We start from the raw sequence: 21,195 nt of genomic DNA on the forward strand, positions 1-21,195 counted from the left end.
TCAGCGGTGACAAGGTCGAGAACTGGACGGACAAGCTGCCCCAGCGCGACTGGGCGGCTCTGGAGCACGCCTGGTCCACGGCCCACTCCGCCCCCGGCGGCGAGGTGACAAAGTAGATCGGGTGTTCCCGGGGAACATCTGTAAAAAGACCGCAGGAGAGGATTTCCTCTCCTGCGGTTTTCTGCAGGCGGACCTACGGCCGGTGTACAGCGGGCGTTCGCCTACTGCACCACGATATGGCCCAGAGCCTCTGCAATCGCCTGGTCAGAGAGCTCCTGACCAAGGCCGGGCAGATCCGGTACCGTCAGATAGCCGTTCTCCGGCACATAGGCATGGGTCCCATAGGCGACACAGTCAGGGTGCGCGGCCATCTGATACGTCTCGTGGATGAAGAAGTTGGGGATCGCGGCCTCCAGCTGGATCGCGGCGGCCTCTGCGATGGGGGTGCCGGCAACATGGCACTGGACGCGGACATCGTAGATGTGGGCCAGATCGCAGATCTTCTTGGCCTCGGACATACCGCCGCAGTTGGTGATATCCGGCTGGATCACGGAGATGGCTCTCTGCTGCAGCAGCTGCTCAAAGCCCCAGCGGGTATGGACGCGCTCTCCGGCGGACAGCGGCGTCTCCGTCCTGCGGGCGATCTCGCCGTAGAGGGCGGGATTGAAATTGGAGGTAGCCTCCTCGATCATGAGCACGCCGTATTTTCTGGCGATGCGCTCCAGCTGGACGGCGGCGGTCACGTCTGTGCCGCAGAGGTTTTCCAGAATGATGTCCAGCTGGTTTCCGCACCGCTCCCGGACTGCCGCAAGCCGGGCTTCCGCAAGGTCCAGCGTGACTCTGTCTAGCGGACCGGTGGTTGTCTCCCGCGGCAGGGATCTCCCGGCTTCGTCAAAGGCGAGAATATTGAATTTTACGGCGGAGTAGCCATCCTTCCGGATCCTGTCGCAGGTCTCTGCCAGCTGTTCCGGGGTGGCCTGCAGGCTGAAATCATCCAGATAACCCAGATGGCACTGAGAGAGATAGCATTTCAGCTTGTCGCGGTACTTTCCTCCCAGCAGCACGTACATGGGGACGCCCAGCTTTTTGCCTTTGATATCCATCATGGCGGTATCCAGAGCGCTCATGGCAGAATACACGGTCACGCCGCCGCCGCTCAGATGGCCGCGGAGGACGTTGTGGATGTCCTCCCAGATCACTTCATTTGCCATGGGGTCCCTGCCCAGCGTCATCTGGGCGAGATCTTTCAGCATATGGGCCACGCCGTTTTCACCGGTGCCCACGGAGATGCCGGCCTCCCCGTAGCCGCAGATCCCCTCATCTGTATTCACGCGGCAAACGACGGGGCGAAACGGAAAGGGGGAAAACTCCTCGCCGACATGCCGCAGGAGAAAAATATCAACGCTTGTGATTTTCATGGGTCACTTCCTTTCGTTGGTGGCTAAAAACTTTTCCCGGCGATTCTGGGCATGGTCGTGCATCACCTGCTTGGCGCGCGCTGCGTCATGCGCACAGAATGCCTCAATCAGGCGCTCGTGGTAAGGAATGCCCTCCTCCGCGCCCAAGGTCATGTAAATGCGGCGCATAGCCGGCTGCAGAAACGCCAGCAAAAGAGCGTATGTTTGGGTCACAAGGGAGTTCTGGGTAATCATGGCGATCTTGGAGTGGAACTCCACATCAACTGCCGTCAGCGTCTCCAGATCCCTCTGGTCCCTGGCAGCCAGCAGACGGCTGTGGATCTCCTGCAGTTCGGACAAGTCCGACGGTGTGCAGCGCTCCACGGCCATAGCCGCCACGCTGTCCTCAATCAGGCACAGGAAGTCCAGGACCTCTATAATGTCCTCGGTCTGCAGATCGCCCAGCGGCACGATGTTCATCATGTAATTGCCCGAGATCTGCCGCTTGACATAGGTCCCAGTGCCGTTCCGGGTCTCTACCAGCCCGTAGTCTGCCAGGGTCCGGATCGCCTGGCGGACAGAGCTGCGGCTGACGCCCAGTGTCTCCGTCAGCTCCTGTTCAGACGGCAGTTTCTCTCCTTCCTTCCAGGTTCCGTGGAGGATCTGCTCCCGCAGCTGTTCAAAGACCTGCTCCGCGATATTCACTCTTTTAATGGGTTTCAGAGCCATAAGCCAACCGTATGCCCCTTATCACAGTTTTAGGATTTTAGGATATATGGACAGGCTGCACACTGCCTCCCGTGCGGAGATGCTGCAGATTTGAAAGCCGCCCGCACGGGCACTTGGATGTCTCTTCCTGTCCGCCAGTGTTATCGATTTAAAACATTTTACCAGTTATTTCCGGGCTTTACAAGAGCATCTGCCCATCATGACTGTGCAAAAACCTTGAAGAGACAGGGGAGAGTCCGGTGTCTCTCCCCTTGTCCCGTCCGCATGAACGGTTTATTCCGCAGCAGAGGTGGTCTCGACCTGCGCCAGCAGCTCGTCCACCAGCTCGTCGCCGATCTGCTCCCGGACCAGATCATAGACGTTGGAAGCAGTATCGGCCATCTCCTGGATCATGGCAGGTTCCAGGGTGATGATCTCCAGACCGGCGTCCTGAATGGTGGCCTTCTGGCTTTCGATCCGTTCGTCCGCCATCTGCCGGGCATACTGGTGGGCCTCGGCGGCACATTCGGAAACCAGCTGCTGGATATCGGCAGGCAGAGCGTCGTAGGTGGCCTTACTGCCGACCATGTTCAGCGTGTGCAGCAGATGGTTGGTCTCAATGATGTAGCTCTGGGGCTCATAGAGCTTGTTGGCCACGATCAGATCATAGGGGTTCTCCTGCGCATCCAGAGTGCCCTGCTCCAGAGACATATACAGCTCGCTGAAATCGGAAGGCGTGGGGTTGGCGCCCAGCGCCTGCCAGTAGGCGATGTGGTTGGGATTCTCCATGGTGCGGATCTTGATGCCGGAGAAGTCGGACATTTGACGGACAGCCTTGCTGCTGGACATGACGCGGAAGCCGGAGTCGGCGTAGCCGAACAGCTTCAGTCCGCCGGCCTCATAGGCGGCCTGCAGGTCAGCCAGGATGGGACCATCCAGCACCTCCCGAGCGGTGGCCAGATCCGGGAATGCGTTGGGGAGGTCAAACAGAGCTGCCTCGGGAATGTAGTTCACCAGGGAGCCCGTCATTCCGATGATAAAGTCTACGGTGCCGGCGATGCAGGACTCCGTCAGCTCAGCATCGCCGCCCAGGGCACCGTTGGAATAGATCGTTACGGTGACGGCCCCGTCGGAGCGCTCCTCAATCAGTTCCTTGAACTTTTCCGCCAGCAGCTGATTGACGGAGTCCTCGGCGGTATTGGTGCCCACCGTGAAGCTGTAGGTGGTACCCTCGGCAGATCCATCGTCGGAGGCGGATTCCCCTCCTGTGGTATCGCCGCCGCAGGCGGTCAGAGACAGAGTCAGTGCCAGCGTCAGAAGCAGAATCAAAAACTTTTTCATGCGAATATCCTCCTTATAAAATATGCAGAACTGTAAACGGGCAGTGCCCGGTGTTCTCACTTGACCAGAAACAGGCTGATCTCAGGAATGAAGGTGATCAGCATGAGGGCCACGAGGAAGGCAAGGATGAAGGGCACGGCCTTTTTGGCGATCTCGATTACCGAGACCTTGGACAGGTTGCTGGCCACAAACAAGTTGGCGCCCATAGGCGGCGTCACGAAGCCGATGGCCAGGTTCACGCACATGATGATGCCGAAATGGATCGGATCGACACCGAGGGCCTCAGTCACTGGCAGCAGCACGGGGGTGAACACCAGAATGGCCGGACCGGTGTCCATGATCATGCCGACAAACAGCAGCAGAACGTTGATCAGCAGAAGAATGACTACCTTGGAAGAGATGGCGCTCAGGACCGCTTCACTGACAACGGAGGCCACATTCATCAGCGTGATCACGCGGGCAAAAGCCACAGCCGCAGACAGGATGATCAGAATGGGGGCGTAGGAATGGACACCCTCCAGCAGGATCTTGGGCAGGTCCCGGATCTTGATGGTCCGGTAGACAAACAGGCTGATGATCAGCGAGTAGAAAATGGAGATGGTGGCCGCCTCAGTGGGAGAGCAGATGCCGCCATAGATGCCGCCCAGTATGATGACCGGAGACAGCAGGGCCCAGAAGCCCTCCTTCAGCACGGTGCCAAGGCCTCTGGAACGCAGCTCCTGCCACTGGGCATTCAGCTTGGCCTTGTCCTCGCCGTGGATCTTGCAGTAGATGTAGGAATAGATCATCAGGCACAGGGCGATCAATACGCCGGGCAGGAAGCCTGCCAGGAACAGCTCGGAAATAGAGGTGCCCGCGGCATTGCAGTACATGATATAGGGGATGCTCGGGGGGATAATGATGCCAAGACCGCCGGACACCGCCACCAGAGCGGTGGCAAAGGTCAGGTCATAGCCGACGCTGGTCAGCAGGGGGATACACATGGACCCCACAGCTGCCGTGGTGGCGGGGCCGGAGCCGGAGATCGCCCCGTAGAACAGACAGGTGATGGTCACCGCGCAGGGCAAGCCGGCGGTTTTGTTGCCGATAAAGTAGGAGAATACGTTGAACAGCCGCTCGGAGATCTTTCCCTTTGCCATGATCACGCCCGCAATGATGAACAGGGGGATCGCCAGCAGGGGAAAGTTGTTCAAACCGCTTACCATGGAGCGGATCGCAGCGTCTGCTGTGTAGGGGAAATCTGAATTGACCAGAGACGGCAGCAGCGTTGCGAATGCGAAAGATACGCAGATCGGCACCGTCAGCACCAACAGGATGGCCAGTACACCGAAGAAGAGCACCAGAGACATTTACACAGCCTCCTTTCTGATCACAAGTTTGCATTCACATATCACGCGGCCCAAAGACCGGATGATGGAGAGGACCAGGCCCAGCAGCGGACCAATGTAAACAACGGCCAGCGGCAGACCCATGGCCGGGCTGACCTGGCCTGCAGAGGAGGCCACCATGTGGTACGCATTGACCGACAGCGCGGCAAACACTCCCGCACAGAAAAGATAGACCAGGACATTGAGTCCGGCGCGGACACGCTGGGGCATCCAGAGAACGAACGCGTCAATAGAGATGATGGAGCGGGCCTTGATGGAGAGACTGAGTGTCAGAAAGCCTGTCCATACGAACAGGTACCGGCTCAGCTCTTCGCTCCACGTCAGGGAGTTATTGAACAGATACCGGCATATGACCTGCAGCCCGGAGGCCAGAGTGATTACTGTAATGATTAGACCCAACAGGATTTCTTCAAAATTGTCCCATGCCCACCGTATTTTTTTCATATACTCCTCCTTCAAACAATCATCCATCTGATTATATGTAAGCTGACAGCACCTGTCTGACAGCTTATAGCTGAATGATAGACCGAGAGTTCAGATTTGTCAATATGTTTGCTTTGATAGTTTCAAGTTCATCTGATTTGACAAAACGAACGACAATTTTTGTAACTCTTGACACATACAAAGGCGTTCCAGGATCTCTGCTGTTCTGCCATCGGCTGAGCCGCCCTGCGACGGTTACAGTTGACTTTTTCTCCCAGAGTGGATACAATAAATGTTCAGTGTATAACTGCGCCGAGTGACGGCGCGATCATAGAGAAAAGGATGGAAACTATGGCACAGGATAAGAGACAAGTGGACGCCATTACGTCCCGGGACGTGGATTTCGCCCAGTGGTACACCGACGTCTGCAAAAAGGCGGAGCTGATCGACTATACCTCTGTGAAGGGGATGTTCATCTACCGGCCCTACGGCTACGCCCTGTGGGAGAACATCCAGGCGGAGCTGGACCGGCGGTTCAAGGAGACGGGGCATGAGAACGTGTACCTGCCGGTGCTGATCCCGGAGTCCCTGCTGCAGAAGGAGAAGGACCACGTGGAGGGCTTTGCGCCGGAGTGCGCCTGGGTCACCATGGGCGGCAGCGAGAAGCTGGAGGACCGGCTCTGCGTCCGCCCCACCTCCGAGACGCTGTTCTGCGAGCACTACGCCAACATCATCCACTCCTGGCGGGACCTGCCCAAGCTGTACAACCAGTGGTGCAGCGTGCTGCGGTGGGAGAAGACCTCCCGCCCCTTCCTGCGCCACCGGGAGTTTTTGTGGCAGGAGGGCCACACCATGCACGCCACCGCCGAAGAGGCCCGGGAAGAGACCATGCGGATGCTGAACATCTACGCGGACTTCATGGAGAACGTGCTGGCCATGCCCGTTCTCAAGGGCCGCAAGACCGACAAGGAGAAGTTCAACGGCGCGGAGGAGACCTACACCGTGGAGTGCATGATGCACGACCACAAGGCCCTCCAGGCCGGCACCAGCCACTACTTCGGCGACGGCTTCGCCAAGGCCTTCGACATCACCTTCACCGGCAGGGACAACCAGCCCCACTATCCCCACCAGACCAGCTGGGGTGTCAGCACCCGGATGATCGGCGGCATCATCATGACCCATGGCGACGACAACGGCTTGGTGCTGCCTCCCCGGATCGCCCCCACCCAGGCGGTGGTGATCCCCGTGGCGGCCCACAAGCCCGGCGTGCTGGAGGCGGCGGCCTCTCTGCGGGACCGGCTGAATACCGCCGGCGTCCGCACCAAGATGGACGACTCCGACAACTCCCCCGGCTGGAAGTTCGCGGAGTACGAGATGAAGGGCGTGCCCGTCCGGGTGGAGATCGGCCCCAAGGACATGGAGAAGGAGCAGTGCGTCATCGCCCGGCGGGACACCGGCGAGAAGATCACCGTGGCCCTGGCGGAGCTGGAGAGCACCGTGAAGGCCCTGCTGGACCAGATCCACGACAACCTGTACGCCATGGCCCTGAAGAACCGGGAGGACAACACCTTCGACATCAAGACCCCCGAGGAGGCCAAGGCCATCGTGGAGGGGAAGGGCGGCTTCCTGCGGTCCAAGTGGTGCGGCTCTCTGGAGTGCGAGCTGGCCATGAAGGAGCGGGCCGGCGTCAGCTCCCGCTGCATGCCCCTGGAGCAGAGCGGCACCGAGGGCGTCTGCCCCGTGTGCGGCAAGAAGTGCACCACCGACATCTACTGGGGCGTGGCCTACTAAACAGAGGATACAGGAGGAGGGGAGACCCTCCTCCTGTTTTCGGGGGAGATCAGACAGAGGCGGATCGGCGGAAATTTCTCCGAATCTTGGAAAAACCGGAAGAAAAAACCGCCTGCCAAAAAAATCTTCATATTTTCATAAAAAACAGAGAAAATAGGCTTGACATCGGGAAGATTTTCTTTTATGATAATAAGGCTCGCGTGGAGGGCGGAACTGTGCCCGGCGAGCACTGCGATGAACCGGGAGATTGCTCGAAAGAGGTAACTTCCGGGGAGTATGTCCGATAATCGGGCGGCTGAGAAGGATCTGTACGTTGCGTAGATCGCTGCGCCATGACAGGATACCGGCCGTTGTGAAACGCCGGTATTTTTCATGAGCTGGAATGATACGCACGGTTAAGCGTATAGAAAAATTCTCTCGCCGTAGGTCGTCGAGACTCGTGAAACTACCTACGAAATCAGGAGGAAACAACCATGGCTCAGAAAGAAATGATCCGCATCCGGCTGAAGGCCTATGACCACCAGGTCATCGACCAGAGCGCAGAGAAGATCGTGGAGACCGCCAAGCGCACCGGCGCTTCCGTGTCCGGCCCCATCCCTCTGCCCACCAAGAAGGAAGTCGTCACCATCCTGCGGGCCGTCCACAAGTACAAGGACAGCCGCGAGCAGTTTGAGCGCCGCACCCACAAGCGCCTCATCGACATCACCAAGTCCACCCCCAAGACGGTGGAGGCCCTGATGGCCCTGGAGCTGCCCGCCGGTGTGGAGATCGAGATCAAGCTGTAAATCTTAAAGAGGGGACAGGTCCTCGCATTTCGCGTCCGGAGACGCGAAAGAATGTGAGATTCGTTTTTGCCCGCGACCTGTGCGTGGACAAAAACACCTCGCAGTCCGCAAACGTGCGAGCGCAAGCGAGTGCGCTGCAGCGGACTGAATCCCAGCTCAAAAAAGTGCTTGTCACTTTTTTGAAACGAAGTAGTTTGCTGTCCATGTCTGCCGTCTTGCGAGGCAGACGGGTCATGTCGGCAGAGCAATGCGGCGGGACCCAACCCGCACGTATCTAAGCCGACCAATAACCTTTAAGGAGGAATATCCATGAAAGCGATCATCGGCAAAAAAGTGGGCATGTCCCAGATTTTTGACGAGAACGGCCATGTGATCCCCGTCACCGTCATCGAGGCGGGTCCCTGCGTGGTCGTGCAGAAGAAGACTTCCGAAAAGGAAGGCTATGAGGCGGTCCAGCTGGGCTTTGAGGACATCGCCGAGCGCAAGCTCACCAAGCCCGAGAAGGGCCATCTGGACAAGGCCGGCGTGGCTCCCAAGAAGTACCTGCGGGAGTTCGACCTGGAGAACGCTTCCGAGCTGAACGTGGGCGACATCGTGAAGGCCGACACCTTCAAAGAGGGCGACTTCGTGGACGTCACCGGCATCAGCAAGGGCCACGGCTACCAGGGCGTCATCAAGCGCCACGGTGCCCACCGGCTGAAGGAGACCCACGGCTCCGGCCCTGTGGCCCGTCAGATCGGCTCTCTGGGCGCCACCAGCCACATGTCCAAGATCATCAAGGGCACCATCGGCGCCGGCCACATGGGCATGGAGCAGGTGACTGTCCAGAACCTGAGCGTTGTGAAGGTCGACCCCGAGCTGAACATGCTGGTGGTCTGCGGCGCCATCCCCGGCCCCAAGGGCGGTCTCGTGACCATCAAGTCCACCGTCAAGGTCCACAAGGTCAAGCAGGCCGGCGCTGACATCAGCAAGAACCCGCAGAAGGCCTCCGGCCGCAACCCGCAGAAGGCCTCCGCCAGAAACAAGTAAGAAAGGGGTGCTTGAACAATGTCTACCATGAAAGTTTTGAACATGGCCGGCGCAGAAGTCGGCACTGTGGAACTGAACGACGCCGTCTTCGGCATCGAGCCCAACCAGACCGTCGTGCACGAGGTCGTCAAGAACCACCTCGCCAACTGCAGACAGGGCACCCAGAGCGCCCTTACCCGCGCCGAGGTCTCCGGCGGCGGCAAGAAGCCCTGGCGTCAGAAGGGCACCGGCCACGCCCGGCAGGGCAGCACCCGTGCTCCCCAGTGGACCCACGGCGGCATCGTGTTTGCCCCCAAGCCCCGCGACTACAGCTATGTGCTGAATAAGAAGGTCAAGCGCCTGGCGCTGAAGTCCGTCCTCTCCGCCAAGGTGGCTGAGGGCGAGATGGTGGTCATCGACTCCATCAAGATGGACGCCATCAAGACCGCTGACTTCCGCAAGTTCCTCACCGCCGTCGGCGTGGACGGCAAGGCCGTGGTGGTCACTCCCGAGGTGGACCAGACCATCGTCAAGAGCGCGCGGAACATCCCCGGCGTCATGACCACTCCCGCTTCCATCCTGAGCGTCTACGACATCCTGAACGCCAAGTATCTGGTCGTGGATAAGGACGCCCTCGCAAAAATCGAGGAGGTGTACGCGTAATGGCTACCGCTTACGATATCATCATCCGCCCCATCATCACCGAGCGCGCCATGGCGGGTGCCGCCGACAAGAAGTACGTCTTCGAGGTGGCCAAGGACGCCGGCAAGATCGAGATCAAGAAGGCGGTGGAGGAGATCTTCGGCGTGAAGGTCGCCTCTGTCAACACCCTGACGGTGCCCGGCAAGGAAAAGCGCATGGGCGCCGGCCGTCCCGGCATGACCCGGACCTGGAAGAAGGCCTACGTTCAGCTGACGGCGGATTCCAAGACCATCGAGTTCTTCGAGAGCATGGTCTGATAAACGGAAGGAGTGTAACGCGAAATGTCTATCAAAACCTTTAAGCCGACGACTCCCTCCAGACGGCAGATGACGGTCTCCGGATTCGACGGCATCGACAAGAAGGCCAAGCCCGAGCCCAGCCTGACCGAGCCCCTGAAGAAGAGCTCCGGCCGCAACAGCTACGGCCGCATCACCGTCCGCCACCGCGGCGGCGGCAACAAGCGCAAGTACCGCATCATCGACTTCAAGCGGGACAAGATCGGCTCCGCCACCGTGCTGCGCCTGGAGTACGACCCCAACCGCAGCGCCAACATCGCCCTGATCCAGTACGAGGACGGCGAGAAGCGCTATATCCTGGCTCCTCTGGGCCTGAAAGCCGGCCACAAGATCATGACCGGCCCCGAGGCGGACATCCTGCCCGGCAACGCCCTGCCCCTGGCCAACATCCCCGTCGGTACCGTGATCCATAACATCGAGCTGCATCCCGGCAACGGCGCCCAGCTGGTGCGCTCCGCCGGCACCGCCGCGCAGCTGATGGCCAAGGAGGGCTCCGACGCCCAGGTCCGTCTGCCCTCCGGCGAGGTCCGCATCGTGCGCACCAACTGCTACGCCACCATCGGCCAGGTGGGCAACATCGAGCACGAGAACATCAACATCGGCAAGGCCGGCCGCAAGCGTCACATGGGCTGGCGTCCCACCGTGCGCGGCTCCGTCATGAACCCCAATGACCACCCCCACGGCGGCGGCGAGGGCCGCGCGCCCGTCGGCCGTCCCGGCCCGGTGACCCCCTGGGGCAAGCCCGCCATGGGTTACAAGACCCGCAAGGGCAAGAACCCCACCAATAAATTCATCGTCAAGCGCCGCAACGAGAAGTAAGGAGGCAAGTCAATATGAGCAGATCCATTAAAAAAGGCCCGTATGTTGCCCCGGAGCTTCTGAAGCGGGTCGAAGAAATGAACGCGAAGAACGAGAAGAAGGTCCTCAAGACCTGGAGCCGCAGCTCCACCATCTTCCCCGCCTTCGTGGGCCACACCATCGCCGTTCACGACGGCCGCAAGCACGTGCCCGTCTATATCCAGGAGGATATGGTCGGCCACAAGCTGGGTGAGTTCGCTCCCACCCGCACCTTCCGCGGCCATCGGAAAGATTCTTAATGAAGGAGGATGCTGAACATGGAAGAGACTAAGATTGCCAAAGCGTATCTGCGCTATGTCCGCATCGCTCCCCGCAAGGTCCAGATCGTGTGCGATCTGATCCGCGGCAAGGACGCCGGCACCGCCATGGCGATCCTGATGCAGACCCCCAAGGCCGCTTCCGAGCCTCTGATGAAGCTCCTGAAGTCCGCCTGCGCCAATGCCGAGAACAACTTCGGCATGGACCCCGCCAAGCTGGTGGTGTCCGAGGTGTTCGCCACCCCCGGCCCCATCCTGAAGCGGATGATGCCCCGGGCCCAGGGCCGCGCCTATCGGATCAACAAGAAGACTTCTCACGTCACCCTGGCTGTGACGGAAAAGGCATAAGAGGGAGGAGAACAGTTTTATGGGACAGAAAGTAAATCCCCACGGCCTGCGCGTGGGCGTCATCAAAGACTGGGATTCCCGTTGGTATGCCAGTGATGAGAAGGTCGGCGATCTGATCGTCGAGGATCAGAAGATCCGCAAGTACCTGAAGAAGACCCTGTACGGCGCCGGTGTTCCCAAGATCGAGATCGAGCGGAGCAACGATGTCGTCACCATCTTCCTCCACTGCGCCCGGCCGGGCATGGTCATCGGCAAGGGCGGCGAGCAGATCGAGCAGTATCGTCTCGCTGTGGAGAAGCTGATCGGCAAGAAGGTGCGCCTGAACATCGTCGAGGTGAAGAACCCCGACATGGACGCCCAGCTGGTGGCGGAGAACATCGCCCAGCAGCTGGAGAAGCGCATCTCTCACCGCCGCGCCATGAAGAACGCCATGGCCCGCGCCATGCGCGCCGGCGCCAAGGGCATCAAGGTCTGCTGCTCCGGCCGTCTGGGCGGACGCGAGATCGCCGGCGTTGAGCACTATCACGAGGGCACCATCCCCCTGCAGACCATCCGGGCCGACATCGAGTACGGCTTCGCGGAGGCTGCCACCACCTTCGGCCGCATCGGCGTGAAGGTGTGGATCTACAAGGGCGAGGTCCTCTCTCAGACCCTGCGCACCACCCCCCGCACCATGGACACCTCCAAGCCCTATCAGGAGCGTCGTGAGCGTCGTCCCCGCCGGGACGGCGACCGCCGCGGCGGCTTCGGTGACCGTCGCCAGGGCGGCGGGTTCAACCGTGACCGTCAGGGCGGGTTCAACCGCGGCCAGGGTCGTCCCCAGGGCGGTTTCAACCGTGCCACCAATCCCAGCCGTCCGGCTGCCCCCGCGGCGCCCGCGGCACCCGCTAAGGAAGGAGGAGCCCAGTAATGCTTCTGCCGAAGAGAGTCAAGTATCGCCGCGTGCACCGCGGCCGCATGACCGGCAAGGCCACCCGCGGCAACAAGATCGCCTACGGTGAGTTCGGTCTGCAGGCCCTGGAGCCCGGCTGGATCACCAGCAATCAGATCGAGGCCGCCCGTATCGCCATGACCCGCTACACCAAGCGTGGCGGTCAGGTCTGGATCAAGATTTTCCCCGACAAGCCCGTGACCAAGAAGCCTGCCGAGACCCGCATGGGTTCCGGTAAGGGCTCTCCCGAGTTCTGGGTCGCCGTCGTGAAGCCCGGCCGCATCATGTTCGAGATCGCCGGCGTGTCTGAAGAAGTTGCCCGCGAGGCGCTCCGTCTGGCCAGCCACAAGCTGCCCATCAAGACGAAGATCGTCGCCCGCACCGACGAGGAAGCAGGTGAGTGAAGATGAAGGCAAGTGAAATTCGTAGCATGACCCCCGAGCAGCTCAACGAGAAGCTGGTGGGCCTGAAGAAGGATCTTTTCTATCTGCGTATGCAGCACGCCACCAATCAGCTGGACAATCCCCTGAAGATCCGGGAGACCAAGCATGACATTGCCCGAGTCAAGACCATGTTGCGTCAGAAGGAGCTCTCCGGAGCTTCTGACAAGCAGTAAGAAGGAGGGAATCGAACATGAACGAAGAGATGAAGAGAACTTCCTCCCGTAAGACCCGGGTCGGCAGAGTGGTGTCCGACAAGATGGATAAGACCGTGGTCGTCGCCATCGAGGACCGCGTGGCCCATCCTCTGTACAAGAAGATCGTCGGCCGCACCTACAAGCTGAAGGCTCATGACGAGCAGAACAGCTGCGGCATCGGCGACTGGGTCAAGGTGATGGAGACCCGCCCCCTGTCCAAGGACAAGCGGTGGCGCGTGGTCGAGATCGTTGAGAAAGCGAAGTAAGGAGGTGCCGTTATGATTCAGCAGGAAACTTTTCTGAAGGTTGCCGATAATACCGGCGCCAAGGAGATCAAGTGCATCCGTGTCCTGGGCGGCTCCAAGCGGAAGTTCGGCAACATCGGCGATGTGATCGTGGCTTCCGTCCGCAAGTCCACCCCCGGCGGCACGGTGAAGAAGGGCGAGGTCGTCAAGGCCGTCATCGTCCGCAGCGCCAAGGGCGTCCGCCGGCCGGACGGCACCTATGTCCGTTTCGACGACAACGCCGCCGTCCTGATCCGGGACGACAAGAACCCCAGAGGCACCCGTATCTTCGGGCCGGTTGCTCGTGAGCTGCGCGACAAGGATTACATGAAGATCCTGTCCCTCGCTCCCGAAGTGATTTGAGGAGGGCAGCGAAATGGCTATGAACATTAAGAAGGGCGATACCGTTGTCGTCCTGTCCGGCAAGGACAAGGGCAAGCAGGGCAAGGTGCTGGGCACCGTTCCCGGCTCCCTGAAGGTCGTTGTGGAGGGCATCAACATGGTGACCTGCCACGTGAAGCCCCGCCGTCAGGGCGAGGAGGGCGGCATCATGAAGCGCGAGGCCGCCATCGCCGCCTGCAAGGTGCAGGTGGTGTGCCCCAAGTGCAACAAGGGCACCCGCGTCGCCCACAAGATCGAGGGCGGCAAGAAGACCCGCGTGTGCAAGCACTGCGGCGCTGAGCTGTGAGAAAGGAGAGCTGACAAATGGCCAGACTGAAAGAGAAATACACTGCCGAAGTCGCTCCCGCTCTGATGAAGCAGTTCGGCTACAAGAGCGTCATGCAGATCCCCAAGATCGACAAGGTGGTCGTGAACGTGGGCTGCGGCGAGGCGCGTGAAAATTCCAAGGTCCTGGAGAACGTGGTGAACGACCTGAGCCAGATCACCGGCCAGAAGCCCGTCATCACCCGGGCCCGCAAGTCCATCGCAAACTTCAAGCTGCGTGAGGATATGCCCATCGGCGCAAAGGTCACCCTGCGGGGCGACAAGATGTGGGAGTTCCTGGACCGCCTGTTCAACGTGGCCCTGCCCCGCGTCCGCGACTTCCAGGGCATCAACCCCAACTCCTTCGACGGCCGCGGCAACTATGCCCTGGGCATCAAGGAGCAGCTGATCTTCCCCGAGATCGAGTACGACAAGATCGACAAGATCCGCGGCATGGATGTGGTCATCTGCACCACCGCGCACACCGATGAAGAGGCCCGCGCCCTGCTGGAGCAGGTCGGCGCCCCCTTCGCCCGCTAAGGAGGAAGAGACGATGGCAAAGAAATCCATGATTCTCAAGCAGCAGCGGACCCCCAAGTTCTCCTCCCGGAGATACAACCGCTGCAAGCTGTGCGGCCGCCCTCACGCCTATCTGCGTGATTACGGCGTGTGCCGTATCTGCTTCCGGGAGCTGGCCTACAAGGGCGAGATCCCCGGCGTGCGGAAGGCCTCTTTCTGAGTCTCTTGCCCTCATACTGCGTTGCAGCCCCTTGCTGTACACACGTACAGCTTCGGGCCTGCGCCTTGTCTGAGAACAAGATCCATCAGAAAGCCGGTTCCAGCACACAACACTTTCTTTGATACCATGGGCTTTTGATATGGGGCCCCTGGCATAACGGATGGCGAAAGGTCATGACGAATTGGGCACCACGCACCAGCGGACTGCTCCATTCGCCATGATACCTCGCTGCCGCAGCGGTCTTGCTGAGACCGCAACTCTAAAATAGGAGGATTTATTATGCATATCACTGATCCGGTTGCGGATATGCTGACCCGCATCCGCAACGCCAACAACGCCAAGCATGACACCGTTGATGTTCCCGCCTCCAACATGAAGAAGAGCATCGCTCAGATCCTGCTGGATGAGGGCTATATCAAGAACTTCCAGGTGGTGGACGACGGCACCCAGGGTGTCATCCACATCTCCCTGAAGTACAACGCGGGCAAGGAAAAGGTCATCACCGGCCTGCGCCGCGTCTCCAAGCCCGGCCTGCGCGTCTATGTGGGCGCCGATGAGCTGCCCCGTGTGCTCCGCGGCCTGGGTATCGCTATCATCTCTACGTCCAAGGGCGTCATGACCGACAAGAAGGCCCGCGAGCTGCATGTCGGCGGCGAGGTCCTGGCATTCGTGTGGTAAGGAGGGTATTGGACCATGTCTAGAATTGGCAGAATGCCCATTACCGTTCCCGCCGGCGTCACCGTCAATGTCGCCGAGGGTAATGTGGTGACCGTAAAGGGACCCAAGGGCGAGCTGACGAAGGCTCTGCGCCCTGAGATGATCATTAAGCAGGAAGGCAGCACGATCACCGTGGAGCGTCCTTCCGACGACAAGCTGCACCGCAGCCTCCACGGCCTGACCCGGACTCTGCTCCACAACATGATCGTCGGCGTGACCGACGGCTACAAGAAGGAGCTGGAGGTCAACGGCGTGGGCTACCGTGTGGCCAAGGAGGGAAAGAACCTGGTCATGAACCTGGGCTTCTCCCATCAGGTGATCGTTTCTGAGATCGAGGGCATCACCATTGACGTCCCCGCTCCCAATAAAATCGTCATCAACGGATGCGACAAGCAGGCCGTCGGCCAGTTTGCGGCCGAGGTCCGCGAGAAGCGTCCTCCCGAGCCTTACAAGGGCAAGGGCATCAAGTACGCCGATGAAGTCATCCGCCGCAAGGTCGGTAAGACCGGCGCCAAGAAGTAAGGAGGTGTGCCGATATGATTAAGAGACCGAATACCAACGCCCAGCGCCTGAAGCGCCACAAGAGAGTGCGCGCCAAGATCTCCGGCACCCCTGAGATGCCGCGTCTGAATGTGTTCCGCAGCGAGGCCAACATCTACGCCCAGGTCATCGATGATGTCAACGGCGTGACCCTGGCTTCCGCTTCCTCCCTGGACAAGGCCATCGAAGGTTACGGCGGCAACATCGCCGCTGCCACCGCCGTTGGCAAGCTGGTGGCCGAGCGCGCCAAGGCCAAGGGTATCGAGACTGTCGTGTTTGACCGCGGCGGCTATCTGTACCACGGCCGCGTGAAGGCTCTGGCAGAGGGTGCCCGCGAGGGCGGCCTGAAATTCTAAGGGAGGAGGAACGACAACATGCCTAGATTTGAAAGAGAACAGAGCGAGTATATCGAGAAGGTCGTTTCCCTGAACCGCGTCTCCAAGACCGTCAAGGGCGGCCGCGTGATGAAATTCTCCGCCCTGGTCGTCGTGGGCGACGGCAAGGGCAAGGTGGGCTACGGCCTGGGCAAGGCCGCCGAGGTCCCCGAGGCCATCCGCAAGGGCATCGAAGCCGCCAAGAAGAACATGATCACCGTGACCCTCTCCGGCACCACCGTGCCCCACGAGACCATCGGTGAGGCTGGCGCCGGCCGCGTGCTGATGAAGCCCGCCGCCCCCGGTACCGGCGTGATCGCCGGCGGCGCTGTCCGTGCCGTCGTCGAGGCCGCAGGCATCAAGGACATCCGGACCAAGTGCCTGCGTTCCAATAACCCCAACAACGTTGTCGCCGCCGCCTTCGAGGGCCTCAAGAGCATGCGCGGTCCCGAGGAGGTCGCCCGCATCCGCGGCAAGAGCGTCGAAGAGATCGTGGGTTAAGGAGGCGCAAAAATGGCAAACTTAAATATTAAGCTCGTCAAGAGCCTGAACGGCCGCCTGGAAAAACAGGTCGCCACCGCTCATTCCATGGGCCTGCGCAAGATCGGTGACATCACCGTGCAGCCCGACAACGACCAGACCCGCGGCAAGATCGCCAAGATCGGCTATCTGCTGCAGGTCACTGAAGTGAAATAAGGAGGCACGGAATTATGAAGTTGAGCGAACTGTCTCCCGCCGAGGGCTCCGTCCGGGCCCCGTACCGGAAGGGCCGGGGCGCCGGCTCCGGCAACGGCAAGACCGGCGGCCGCGGCCACAAGGGCCAGAAGGCCCGCTCCGGCGGCAAGATCCGTGTTGGTTTCGAAGGCGGCCAGATGCCGCTGGCCCGCCGCATCCCCAAGCGCGGCTTCAACAACATCTTTGCAAAGCCCCTGGAGATCGTCAATCTCAGCACCCTGGACCGGTTCCAGGACGGTGACACCGTCACGGTCCACGCCCTGCTGGAGAAGGGCATCCTCTCCAAGTGCCGCTATGGCTACAAGGTTCTTGGCAGCGGCCAGCTGACCAAGAAGCTCACTGTCCAGGCTTCTGCTTTCTCCGCTTCTGCCAAGGAGGCTATCGAGGCAGCTGGCGGAAAGGCAGAGGTGATGTAACGTGATCCAAACCATTCGCAAGGCGTGGGGCATCCCCGAGCTGCGGAAAAAGATCATCTTTACACTCCTCATCCTGCTGATCTTCCGCATCGGTAATGCGATCACGGTCCCTTACGTGAACGTGACCCTGCTGGAGGACTATCTGAACCAGATGGGCGGCACCATCCTGGGCCTCTACAACGTGATGTCCGGCGGTGCCTTCGCCCAGGCGACGGTCTTCGCCCTGAGCATCCAGCCCTATATCAACAGCTCCATCATCATCCAGCTGCTGACGGTGGCCATCCCGGCCCTAGAGCGGCTGGCCAAGGAAGGCGGCGAGGAGGGCCGGAAGAAGATCCAGTCCATCACCCGCTATACCACGGTGGGCATCGCCATCCTGCAGGCTGTCGGCTACTATTTCATGATGCGCAACTACAACCTGCTGGCAACGGATGCCACGGGCATCTGGCCGGCGCTGGTCATCATCGTGTCCTTCATTGCCGGCTCCTCCTTCGTCATGTGGATGGGCGAGCAGGTGACGGAGTTCGGCGTCGGCAACGGCATTTCCATCATCCTGTTTGCCGGCATCCTGTCCCGGATCCCCACCTCCGTCAGCTCCCTGTATGACGGCGTGCGCAACTGGGCTGCCGGCACGGAGGCCTCTGATACCGTCCTGGTGCTGCACCCGGCGGTGGTGGTCCTGCTGCTGGTGGGCGTCCTGGCGCTGATCGTGTTCGTCGTGTTCATCAGCGACGCCGAGCGCCGCATCCCCGTCCAGTATGCCAAACGGCAGGTTGGCCGGAAGATGTACGGCGGCCAGAGCTCTCACCTCCCCATGAAGGTGAACATGTCCGGCGTGCTGCCCATCATCTTCGCACAGAGCATCGCATCCCTGCCCGTCACGATCTGGACCTTCATCGGCATCCCCGCCGAAGGCACCGTCTCCCGGAGCATTTACGATGCCATCGACACCCAGTCTGTGATCTATATGATCGTGTACTTCATCATGATCATCGGATTCAGCTATTTCTACTCCACCATCCAGTTCAACCCGGTGGAGATCGCCAACAATCTGAAGAAGCAGGGCGGCTTTATCCCCGGTTTCCGCCCCGGCAAGCCCACGGTGGACTTTATCAAGCGGGTCCTGAGCAAGATCACCCTGTTCGGCGCCATCTACCTCGGCATCGTGGCCATCTGCCCGCTGCTGCTGGGTAAGGCTGTCGGCAGCGCCTATCTGGCGATCGGCGGCACGTCCGTCATCATCGTCGTGGGCGTGGCTCTGGAGACCGTGAAGGCGCTGGAGGCCCAGATGCTGATGCGTCAGTACAAGGGCTTCCTGGAATAAGAGAGAAGGCGTTTCTGTGAATTTGATCTTGTTGGGCGCTCCCGGCGCCGGCAAAGGCACACAGGCGGAGATCCTGTGCAGAGAACTGAACATCCCCACCATCTCCACGGGCAACATCCTGCGGGCGGCCATCAAGGATGGCACGCCCACAGGACTGGAGGCCAAGCATTTCATGGACGCCGGCCAGCTGGTGCCCGATGATGTGATCATCAGCATCATCACGGAACGGCTGGCGGCGGACGACTGCAGGAACGGCTATATCCTGGACGGGGTGCCCCGCACCATCGCCCAGGCAGAGGCCCTGGAGAAGGCCGGGATCAGATTCGATGCCGCGATCTCCATTGAGATCTCCGACGAGACCATTACAGAACGGATGAGCGGCCGCCGTGTCTGCGAGACCTGCGGGGCCAGCTACCACCTGGTGGCTGTGCCCCCCAAGCAGGCCGGCATCTGCGACAAGTGCGGCGGCAGGCTGGTCCAACGGAAAGATGATGAACCTGAGACCGTGAAGGCACGGCTCGAGGTCTATCATAGGGAGACGGAACCGCTGAAGGAGTTCTACGCCCAGCGGGGTCTCCTGCGGTCTGTGGAGAATCAGCCCACAGTGGCTGAGACCTCACAGGCGATCCTCCGCGCGCTGGGGAGATGAGCACATGATCACACTGAAATCCCCCCACGAGATCGAACTGATGCGCCGGGCCGGAAAAATTACCGCGGCTGCCCGTGCCTTGGCAGGGGAAATGGTAAAGCCCGGCGTCACAACCCATGAGATCGACCGCGCGGTGGAGCACTTTATCCGCAAGCAAGGCGCAGTGCCCTCCTTCCTGCATTACAACGGCTATCCGGCCAGCGCCTGCATCAGCGTCAACGATGAGATCATCCACGGCATACCCGGGCCCCGGGTCCTGCAGGAGGGCGACATCGTCAGCGTGGATGTGGGGGCGTACATTGGAGGGTTCCACGGGGACTGCGCGGCCACCTTCCCCTGCGGCACCATCTCTGCGGAGGCGCAGGACCTGATCGACGTGACCAGGCAGAGCTTCTTCGAAGGGATCAAATACGCCAAGGAGGGATATCGGCTGTTCGACATTTCGGCGGCCATCCAGCAGTATGTGGAGAGTCACGGCTACTCCATCGTCCGGGAATATGTCGGCCACGGCGTCGGCGCCCAGATGCACGAGTCGCCGGAGATCCCCAACTACGGCCACCCCGGCCGGGGCCCGCGGCTCCTCCGCGGCATGACGCTTGCAATCGAACCCATGGTGAACGCCGGCTCCGCGGCCATCCAGCAGATGAGCGACGGCTGGACCGTCAAGACGCTGGACGGCAAGTGGGCGGCCCACTATGAGAATTCCATTCTGATCACCGACGGCGAGCCCGAGATCCTGACGGGTCCCGCCATCTGAGAGGAACCACATGGAAATTGCAGCATCCAATATCGTCAGATCTTCAGCCGGCAGGGACCGGGGAAAGCTCTTCGTCGTCTTGGCGGTGGAGGGGGAGTACCTGCTGCTGGCAGACGGAAAATCCAGGAAGGTGGAGTCGCCCAAGCGCAAGAAGCGCAGACACGTGCTGTTTGTCGCGGCGGACGAGAACCGGCTTTCTGAAAAAATCAGAGGCGAAGCGAGAATCACCAACAGCGAGCTTCGCAAGACCCTTGCGGCATACCGCGAGGAGGTTGATCCGGACCAGGAGGGATAACGTTTGGCAAAATCCGACATGATCGAAGTGGAGGGCGTCGTGGTAGAGGCCCTGCCCAATACGACATTCCAGGTAGACATTGGAAATGGACACAAGATTTTGGCACATATTTCCGGAAAACTCAGAATGAATTTCATCAGGATTCTGCCCGGCGACAAGGTGACGGTGGAGATGTCCCCCTATGACCTGACCCGCGGCCGGATCACCTGGCGCAGCAAGTAAGCGCCATTTGAGCTGTAAAGACACAAACCGCTGAAAGGAATGGTTAGAAACTATGAAAGTAAGACCGTCCGTGAAGCCCATGTGCGAGAAGTGCAAGGTCATTCGCCGCAAAGGCCGTGTCATGGTCATTTGCGAGAACCCCAAGCATAAGCAGAGACAGGGCTAACATTTAATTGGAGGTGCTTTAAGAGTATGGCACGTATTGCCGGTATTGACCTGCCGAAGGATAAGCGTATCGAGATCGGCCTCACTTATATCTACGGCATTGGCAGAAAGAGCGCCAAGGACATCCTGGCGCAGACAGGCGTCGACCCCGACACCCGCGTGAAGGATCTGACCGACGCCGACGAGCAGAAGCTGCGTGACGCCATCGACAGCTATACCGTTGAGGGCGACCTGCGCCGCCAGACCGCTCTGGACATCAAGCGGCTGACCGAGATCGGCTGCTACCGCGGCATCCGCCACCGCAAGGGTCTGCCCGTGCGCGGCCAGCGCAGCAAGACCAATGCGCGCACCCGCAAGGGTCCCAAGAAGACCATTGCCAACAAGAAGAAGTAAGGAGGGAGAA

General features: G+C 60.3%; 34 protein-coding genes. 29 read left to right on the forward strand and 5 right to left on the reverse strand.

What is annotated here, in order from left to right; genetic code table 11:
• Positions 1-221 precede the first annotated feature (221 nt).
• The 5 genes from H9X91_RS11900 to H9X91_RS11920 form a co-directional block, all read right to left on the reverse strand.
• Positions 222-1,418: a mandelate racemase/muconate lactonizing enzyme family protein gene (locus H9X91_RS11900; RefSeq protein WP_204805327.1), complete on the reverse strand. Its 1,197-nt coding sequence runs from the start codon at positions 1,416-1,418 to the stop codon at positions 222-224.
• A gap of 3 nt (positions 1,419-1,421) precedes the next feature.
• Positions 1,422-2,126: a FadR/GntR family transcriptional regulator gene (locus H9X91_RS11905; RefSeq protein WP_204805328.1), complete on the reverse strand. Its 705-nt coding sequence runs from the start codon at positions 2,124-2,126 to the stop codon at positions 1,422-1,424.
• A gap of 273 nt (positions 2,127-2,399) precedes the next feature.
• Entirely contained in the window at positions 2,400-3,446 is a 1,047-nt protein-coding gene (locus tag H9X91_RS11910) for a TRAP transporter substrate-binding protein (protein WP_204805329.1), read from the reverse strand.
• A 56-nt stretch (positions 3,447-3,502) separates the two neighbouring features.
• Complete coding sequence (locus tag H9X91_RS11915) at positions 3,503-4,795, reverse strand: TRAP transporter large permease (protein WP_204805330.1); 1,293 nt, start codon at positions 4,793-4,795, stop codon at positions 3,503-3,505.
• Positions 4,796-5,278 carry a TRAP transporter small permease gene (locus H9X91_RS11920; RefSeq protein ID WP_204805332.1) on the reverse strand — a complete coding sequence of 161 codons (483 nt, stop codon included), beginning with the start codon at positions 5,276-5,278 and terminating at the stop codon, positions 4,796-4,798. It abuts the gene before it with no gap.
• Between the two features lie 330 nt (positions 5,279-5,608).
• Here H9X91_RS11920 and proS point away from each other — a divergent pair, with 330 nt between their 5' ends.
• The 29 genes from proS (at position 5,609) to rpsM (ending at position 21,185) form a co-directional block, all read left to right on the forward strand.
• Positions 5,609-7,048: a proline--tRNA ligase gene (gene proS / locus H9X91_RS11925; protein WP_204805333.1), complete on the forward strand. Its 1,440-nt coding sequence runs from the start codon at positions 5,609-5,611 to the stop codon at positions 7,046-7,048.
• A 473-nt stretch (positions 7,049-7,521) separates the two neighbouring features.
• Complete coding sequence (rpsJ, locus tag H9X91_RS11930; protein WP_021749668.1) at positions 7,522-7,833, forward strand: 30S ribosomal protein S10; 312 nt, start codon at positions 7,522-7,524, stop codon at positions 7,831-7,833.
• A gap of 309 nt (positions 7,834-8,142) precedes the next feature.
• Entirely contained in the window at positions 8,143-8,862 is a 720-nt protein-coding gene (gene rplC, locus H9X91_RS11935; RefSeq protein ID WP_204805335.1) for a 50S ribosomal protein L3, read from the forward strand.
• A gap of 18 nt (positions 8,863-8,880) precedes the next feature.
• Positions 8,881-9,504, forward strand: coding sequence for a 50S ribosomal protein L4 (gene rplD, locus H9X91_RS11940; RefSeq protein ID WP_204805337.1), 624 nt, complete (start codon positions 8,881-8,883; stop codon positions 9,502-9,504).
• Positions 9,504-9,800, forward strand: coding sequence for a 50S ribosomal protein L23 (gene rplW / locus H9X91_RS11945; RefSeq protein ID WP_204805339.1), 297 nt, complete (start codon positions 9,504-9,506; stop codon positions 9,798-9,800). The genes rplD and rplW overlap by 1 nt, the downstream gene beginning before the upstream one ends.
• A 24-nt stretch (positions 9,801-9,824) precedes the next feature.
• The gene (gene rplB / locus H9X91_RS11950; protein WP_204805341.1) at positions 9,825-10,658 is read left to right on the forward strand and encodes a 50S ribosomal protein L2; all 834 of its coding nucleotides are present in this window, start codon (positions 9,825-9,827) and stop codon (positions 10,656-10,658) included.
• Positions 10,659-10,672: 14 nt separating this feature from the next.
• The gene (rpsS, locus tag H9X91_RS11955; protein WP_021749663.1) at positions 10,673-10,936 is read left to right on the forward strand and encodes a 30S ribosomal protein S19; all 264 of its coding nucleotides are present in this window, start codon (positions 10,673-10,675) and stop codon (positions 10,934-10,936) included.
• 18 nt (positions 10,937-10,954) lie between these two features.
• Positions 10,955-11,302, forward strand: coding sequence for a 50S ribosomal protein L22 (gene rplV / locus H9X91_RS11960; RefSeq protein WP_204805343.1), 348 nt, complete (start codon positions 10,955-10,957; stop codon positions 11,300-11,302).
• 19 nt (positions 11,303-11,321) lie between these two features.
• Positions 11,322-12,212 carry a 30S ribosomal protein S3 gene (gene rpsC / locus H9X91_RS11965; RefSeq protein ID WP_204805345.1) on the forward strand — a complete coding sequence of 297 codons (891 nt, stop codon included), beginning with the start codon at positions 11,322-11,324 and terminating at the stop codon, positions 12,210-12,212.
• Entirely contained in the window at positions 12,212-12,637 is a 426-nt protein-coding gene (gene rplP, locus H9X91_RS11970) for a 50S ribosomal protein L16 (RefSeq protein ID WP_204805347.1), read from the forward strand. The genes rpsC and rplP overlap by 1 nt, the downstream gene beginning before the upstream one ends.
• A 2-nt stretch (positions 12,638-12,639) precedes the next feature.
• A complete protein-coding gene (gene rpmC / locus H9X91_RS11975) occupies positions 12,640-12,849 on the forward strand; it encodes a 50S ribosomal protein L29 (protein WP_025545553.1) in 210 nt (69 codons plus the stop codon).
• 17 nt (positions 12,850-12,866) lie between these two features.
• A complete protein-coding gene (gene rpsQ, locus H9X91_RS11980; RefSeq protein ID WP_420850741.1) occupies positions 12,867-13,136 on the forward strand; it encodes a 30S ribosomal protein S17 in 270 nt (89 codons plus the stop codon).
• Between the two features lie 12 nt (positions 13,137-13,148).
• Positions 13,149-13,517 carry a 50S ribosomal protein L14 gene (gene rplN, locus H9X91_RS11985; protein ID WP_204805349.1) on the forward strand — a complete coding sequence of 123 codons (369 nt, stop codon included), beginning with the start codon at positions 13,149-13,151 and terminating at the stop codon, positions 13,515-13,517.
• Between the two features lie 13 nt (positions 13,518-13,530).
• Positions 13,531-13,842 carry a 50S ribosomal protein L24 gene (rplX, locus tag H9X91_RS11990; RefSeq protein WP_204805351.1) on the forward strand — a complete coding sequence of 104 codons (312 nt, stop codon included), beginning with the start codon at positions 13,531-13,533 and terminating at the stop codon, positions 13,840-13,842.
• A gap of 17 nt (positions 13,843-13,859) precedes the next feature.
• Complete coding sequence (gene rplE / locus H9X91_RS11995; protein ID WP_204805353.1) at positions 13,860-14,399, forward strand: 50S ribosomal protein L5; 540 nt, start codon at positions 13,860-13,862, stop codon at positions 14,397-14,399.
• A 13-nt stretch (positions 14,400-14,412) separates the two neighbouring features.
• The gene (locus H9X91_RS12000) at positions 14,413-14,598 is read left to right on the forward strand and encodes a type Z 30S ribosomal protein S14 (RefSeq protein WP_204805355.1); all 186 of its coding nucleotides are present in this window, start codon (positions 14,413-14,415) and stop codon (positions 14,596-14,598) included.
• A 279-nt stretch (positions 14,599-14,877) separates the two neighbouring features.
• Complete coding sequence (rpsH, locus tag H9X91_RS12005) at positions 14,878-15,276, forward strand: 30S ribosomal protein S8 (RefSeq protein ID WP_204805356.1); 399 nt, start codon at positions 14,878-14,880, stop codon at positions 15,274-15,276.
• A gap of 15 nt (positions 15,277-15,291) precedes the next feature.
• Positions 15,292-15,837 carry a 50S ribosomal protein L6 gene (gene rplF, locus H9X91_RS12010; protein ID WP_204805357.1) on the forward strand — a complete coding sequence of 182 codons (546 nt, stop codon included), beginning with the start codon at positions 15,292-15,294 and terminating at the stop codon, positions 15,835-15,837.
• A gap of 14 nt (positions 15,838-15,851) precedes the next feature.
• Positions 15,852-16,211, forward strand: coding sequence for a 50S ribosomal protein L18 (rplR, locus tag H9X91_RS12015; RefSeq protein ID WP_021749652.1), 360 nt, complete (start codon positions 15,852-15,854; stop codon positions 16,209-16,211).
• A gap of 18 nt (positions 16,212-16,229) precedes the next feature.
• Positions 16,230-16,730 (forward strand): 30S ribosomal protein S5, encoded by a 501-nt coding sequence (gene rpsE / locus H9X91_RS12020; RefSeq protein WP_021749651.1) that lies wholly within the window; start codon positions 16,230-16,232, stop codon positions 16,728-16,730.
• A 12-nt stretch (positions 16,731-16,742) separates the two neighbouring features.
• Positions 16,743-16,925 (forward strand): 50S ribosomal protein L30, encoded by a 183-nt coding sequence (gene rpmD / locus H9X91_RS12025; protein WP_021749650.1) that lies wholly within the window; start codon positions 16,743-16,745, stop codon positions 16,923-16,925.
• Positions 16,926-16,939: 14 nt separating this feature from the next.
• On the forward strand, positions 16,940-17,380 hold the full coding sequence (gene rplO, locus H9X91_RS12030) for a 50S ribosomal protein L15 (protein ID WP_204805358.1): 441 nt from the start codon (positions 16,940-16,942) through the stop codon (positions 17,378-17,380).
• Between the two features lies 1 nt (position 17,381).
• Entirely contained in the window at positions 17,382-18,704 is a 1,323-nt protein-coding gene (gene secY, locus H9X91_RS12035) for a preprotein translocase subunit SecY (RefSeq protein WP_204805359.1), read from the forward strand.
• A 16-nt stretch (positions 18,705-18,720) separates the two neighbouring features.
• Positions 18,721-19,353, forward strand: a complete 633-nt coding sequence (locus H9X91_RS12040) for an adenylate kinase (RefSeq protein ID WP_204805360.1) — start codon at positions 18,721-18,723, stop codon at positions 19,351-19,353.
• A gap of 4 nt (positions 19,354-19,357) precedes the next feature.
• On the forward strand, positions 19,358-20,110 hold the full coding sequence (map, locus tag H9X91_RS12045; RefSeq protein ID WP_204805361.1) for a type I methionyl aminopeptidase: 753 nt from the start codon (positions 19,358-19,360) through the stop codon (positions 20,108-20,110).
• A 10-nt stretch (positions 20,111-20,120) separates the two neighbouring features.
• Positions 20,121-20,405 (forward strand): KOW domain-containing RNA-binding protein, encoded by a 285-nt coding sequence (locus H9X91_RS12050; protein ID WP_204805363.1) that lies wholly within the window; start codon positions 20,121-20,123, stop codon positions 20,403-20,405.
• Positions 20,406-20,408: 3 nt separating this feature from the next.
• Positions 20,409-20,627, forward strand: a complete 219-nt coding sequence (infA, locus tag H9X91_RS12055; RefSeq protein ID WP_025544561.1) for a translation initiation factor IF-1 — start codon at positions 20,409-20,411, stop codon at positions 20,625-20,627.
• 52 nt (positions 20,628-20,679) lie between these two features.
• The gene (gene rpmJ / locus H9X91_RS12060) at positions 20,680-20,793 is read left to right on the forward strand and encodes a 50S ribosomal protein L36 (protein WP_014116882.1); all 114 of its coding nucleotides are present in this window, start codon (positions 20,680-20,682) and stop codon (positions 20,791-20,793) included.
• 26 nt (positions 20,794-20,819) lie between these two features.
• Positions 20,820-21,185 carry a 30S ribosomal protein S13 gene (gene rpsM, locus H9X91_RS12065; protein WP_204805365.1) on the forward strand — a complete coding sequence of 122 codons (366 nt, stop codon included), beginning with the start codon at positions 20,820-20,822 and terminating at the stop codon, positions 21,183-21,185.
• Positions 21,186-21,195: the final 10 nt, after the last annotated feature.

This window comes from Oscillibacter valericigenes, assembly GCF_016902445.1.
In the GTDB taxonomy this organism is placed as follows: domain Bacteria; phylum Bacillota; class Clostridia; order Oscillospirales; family Oscillospiraceae; genus Oscillibacter; species Oscillibacter avistercoris.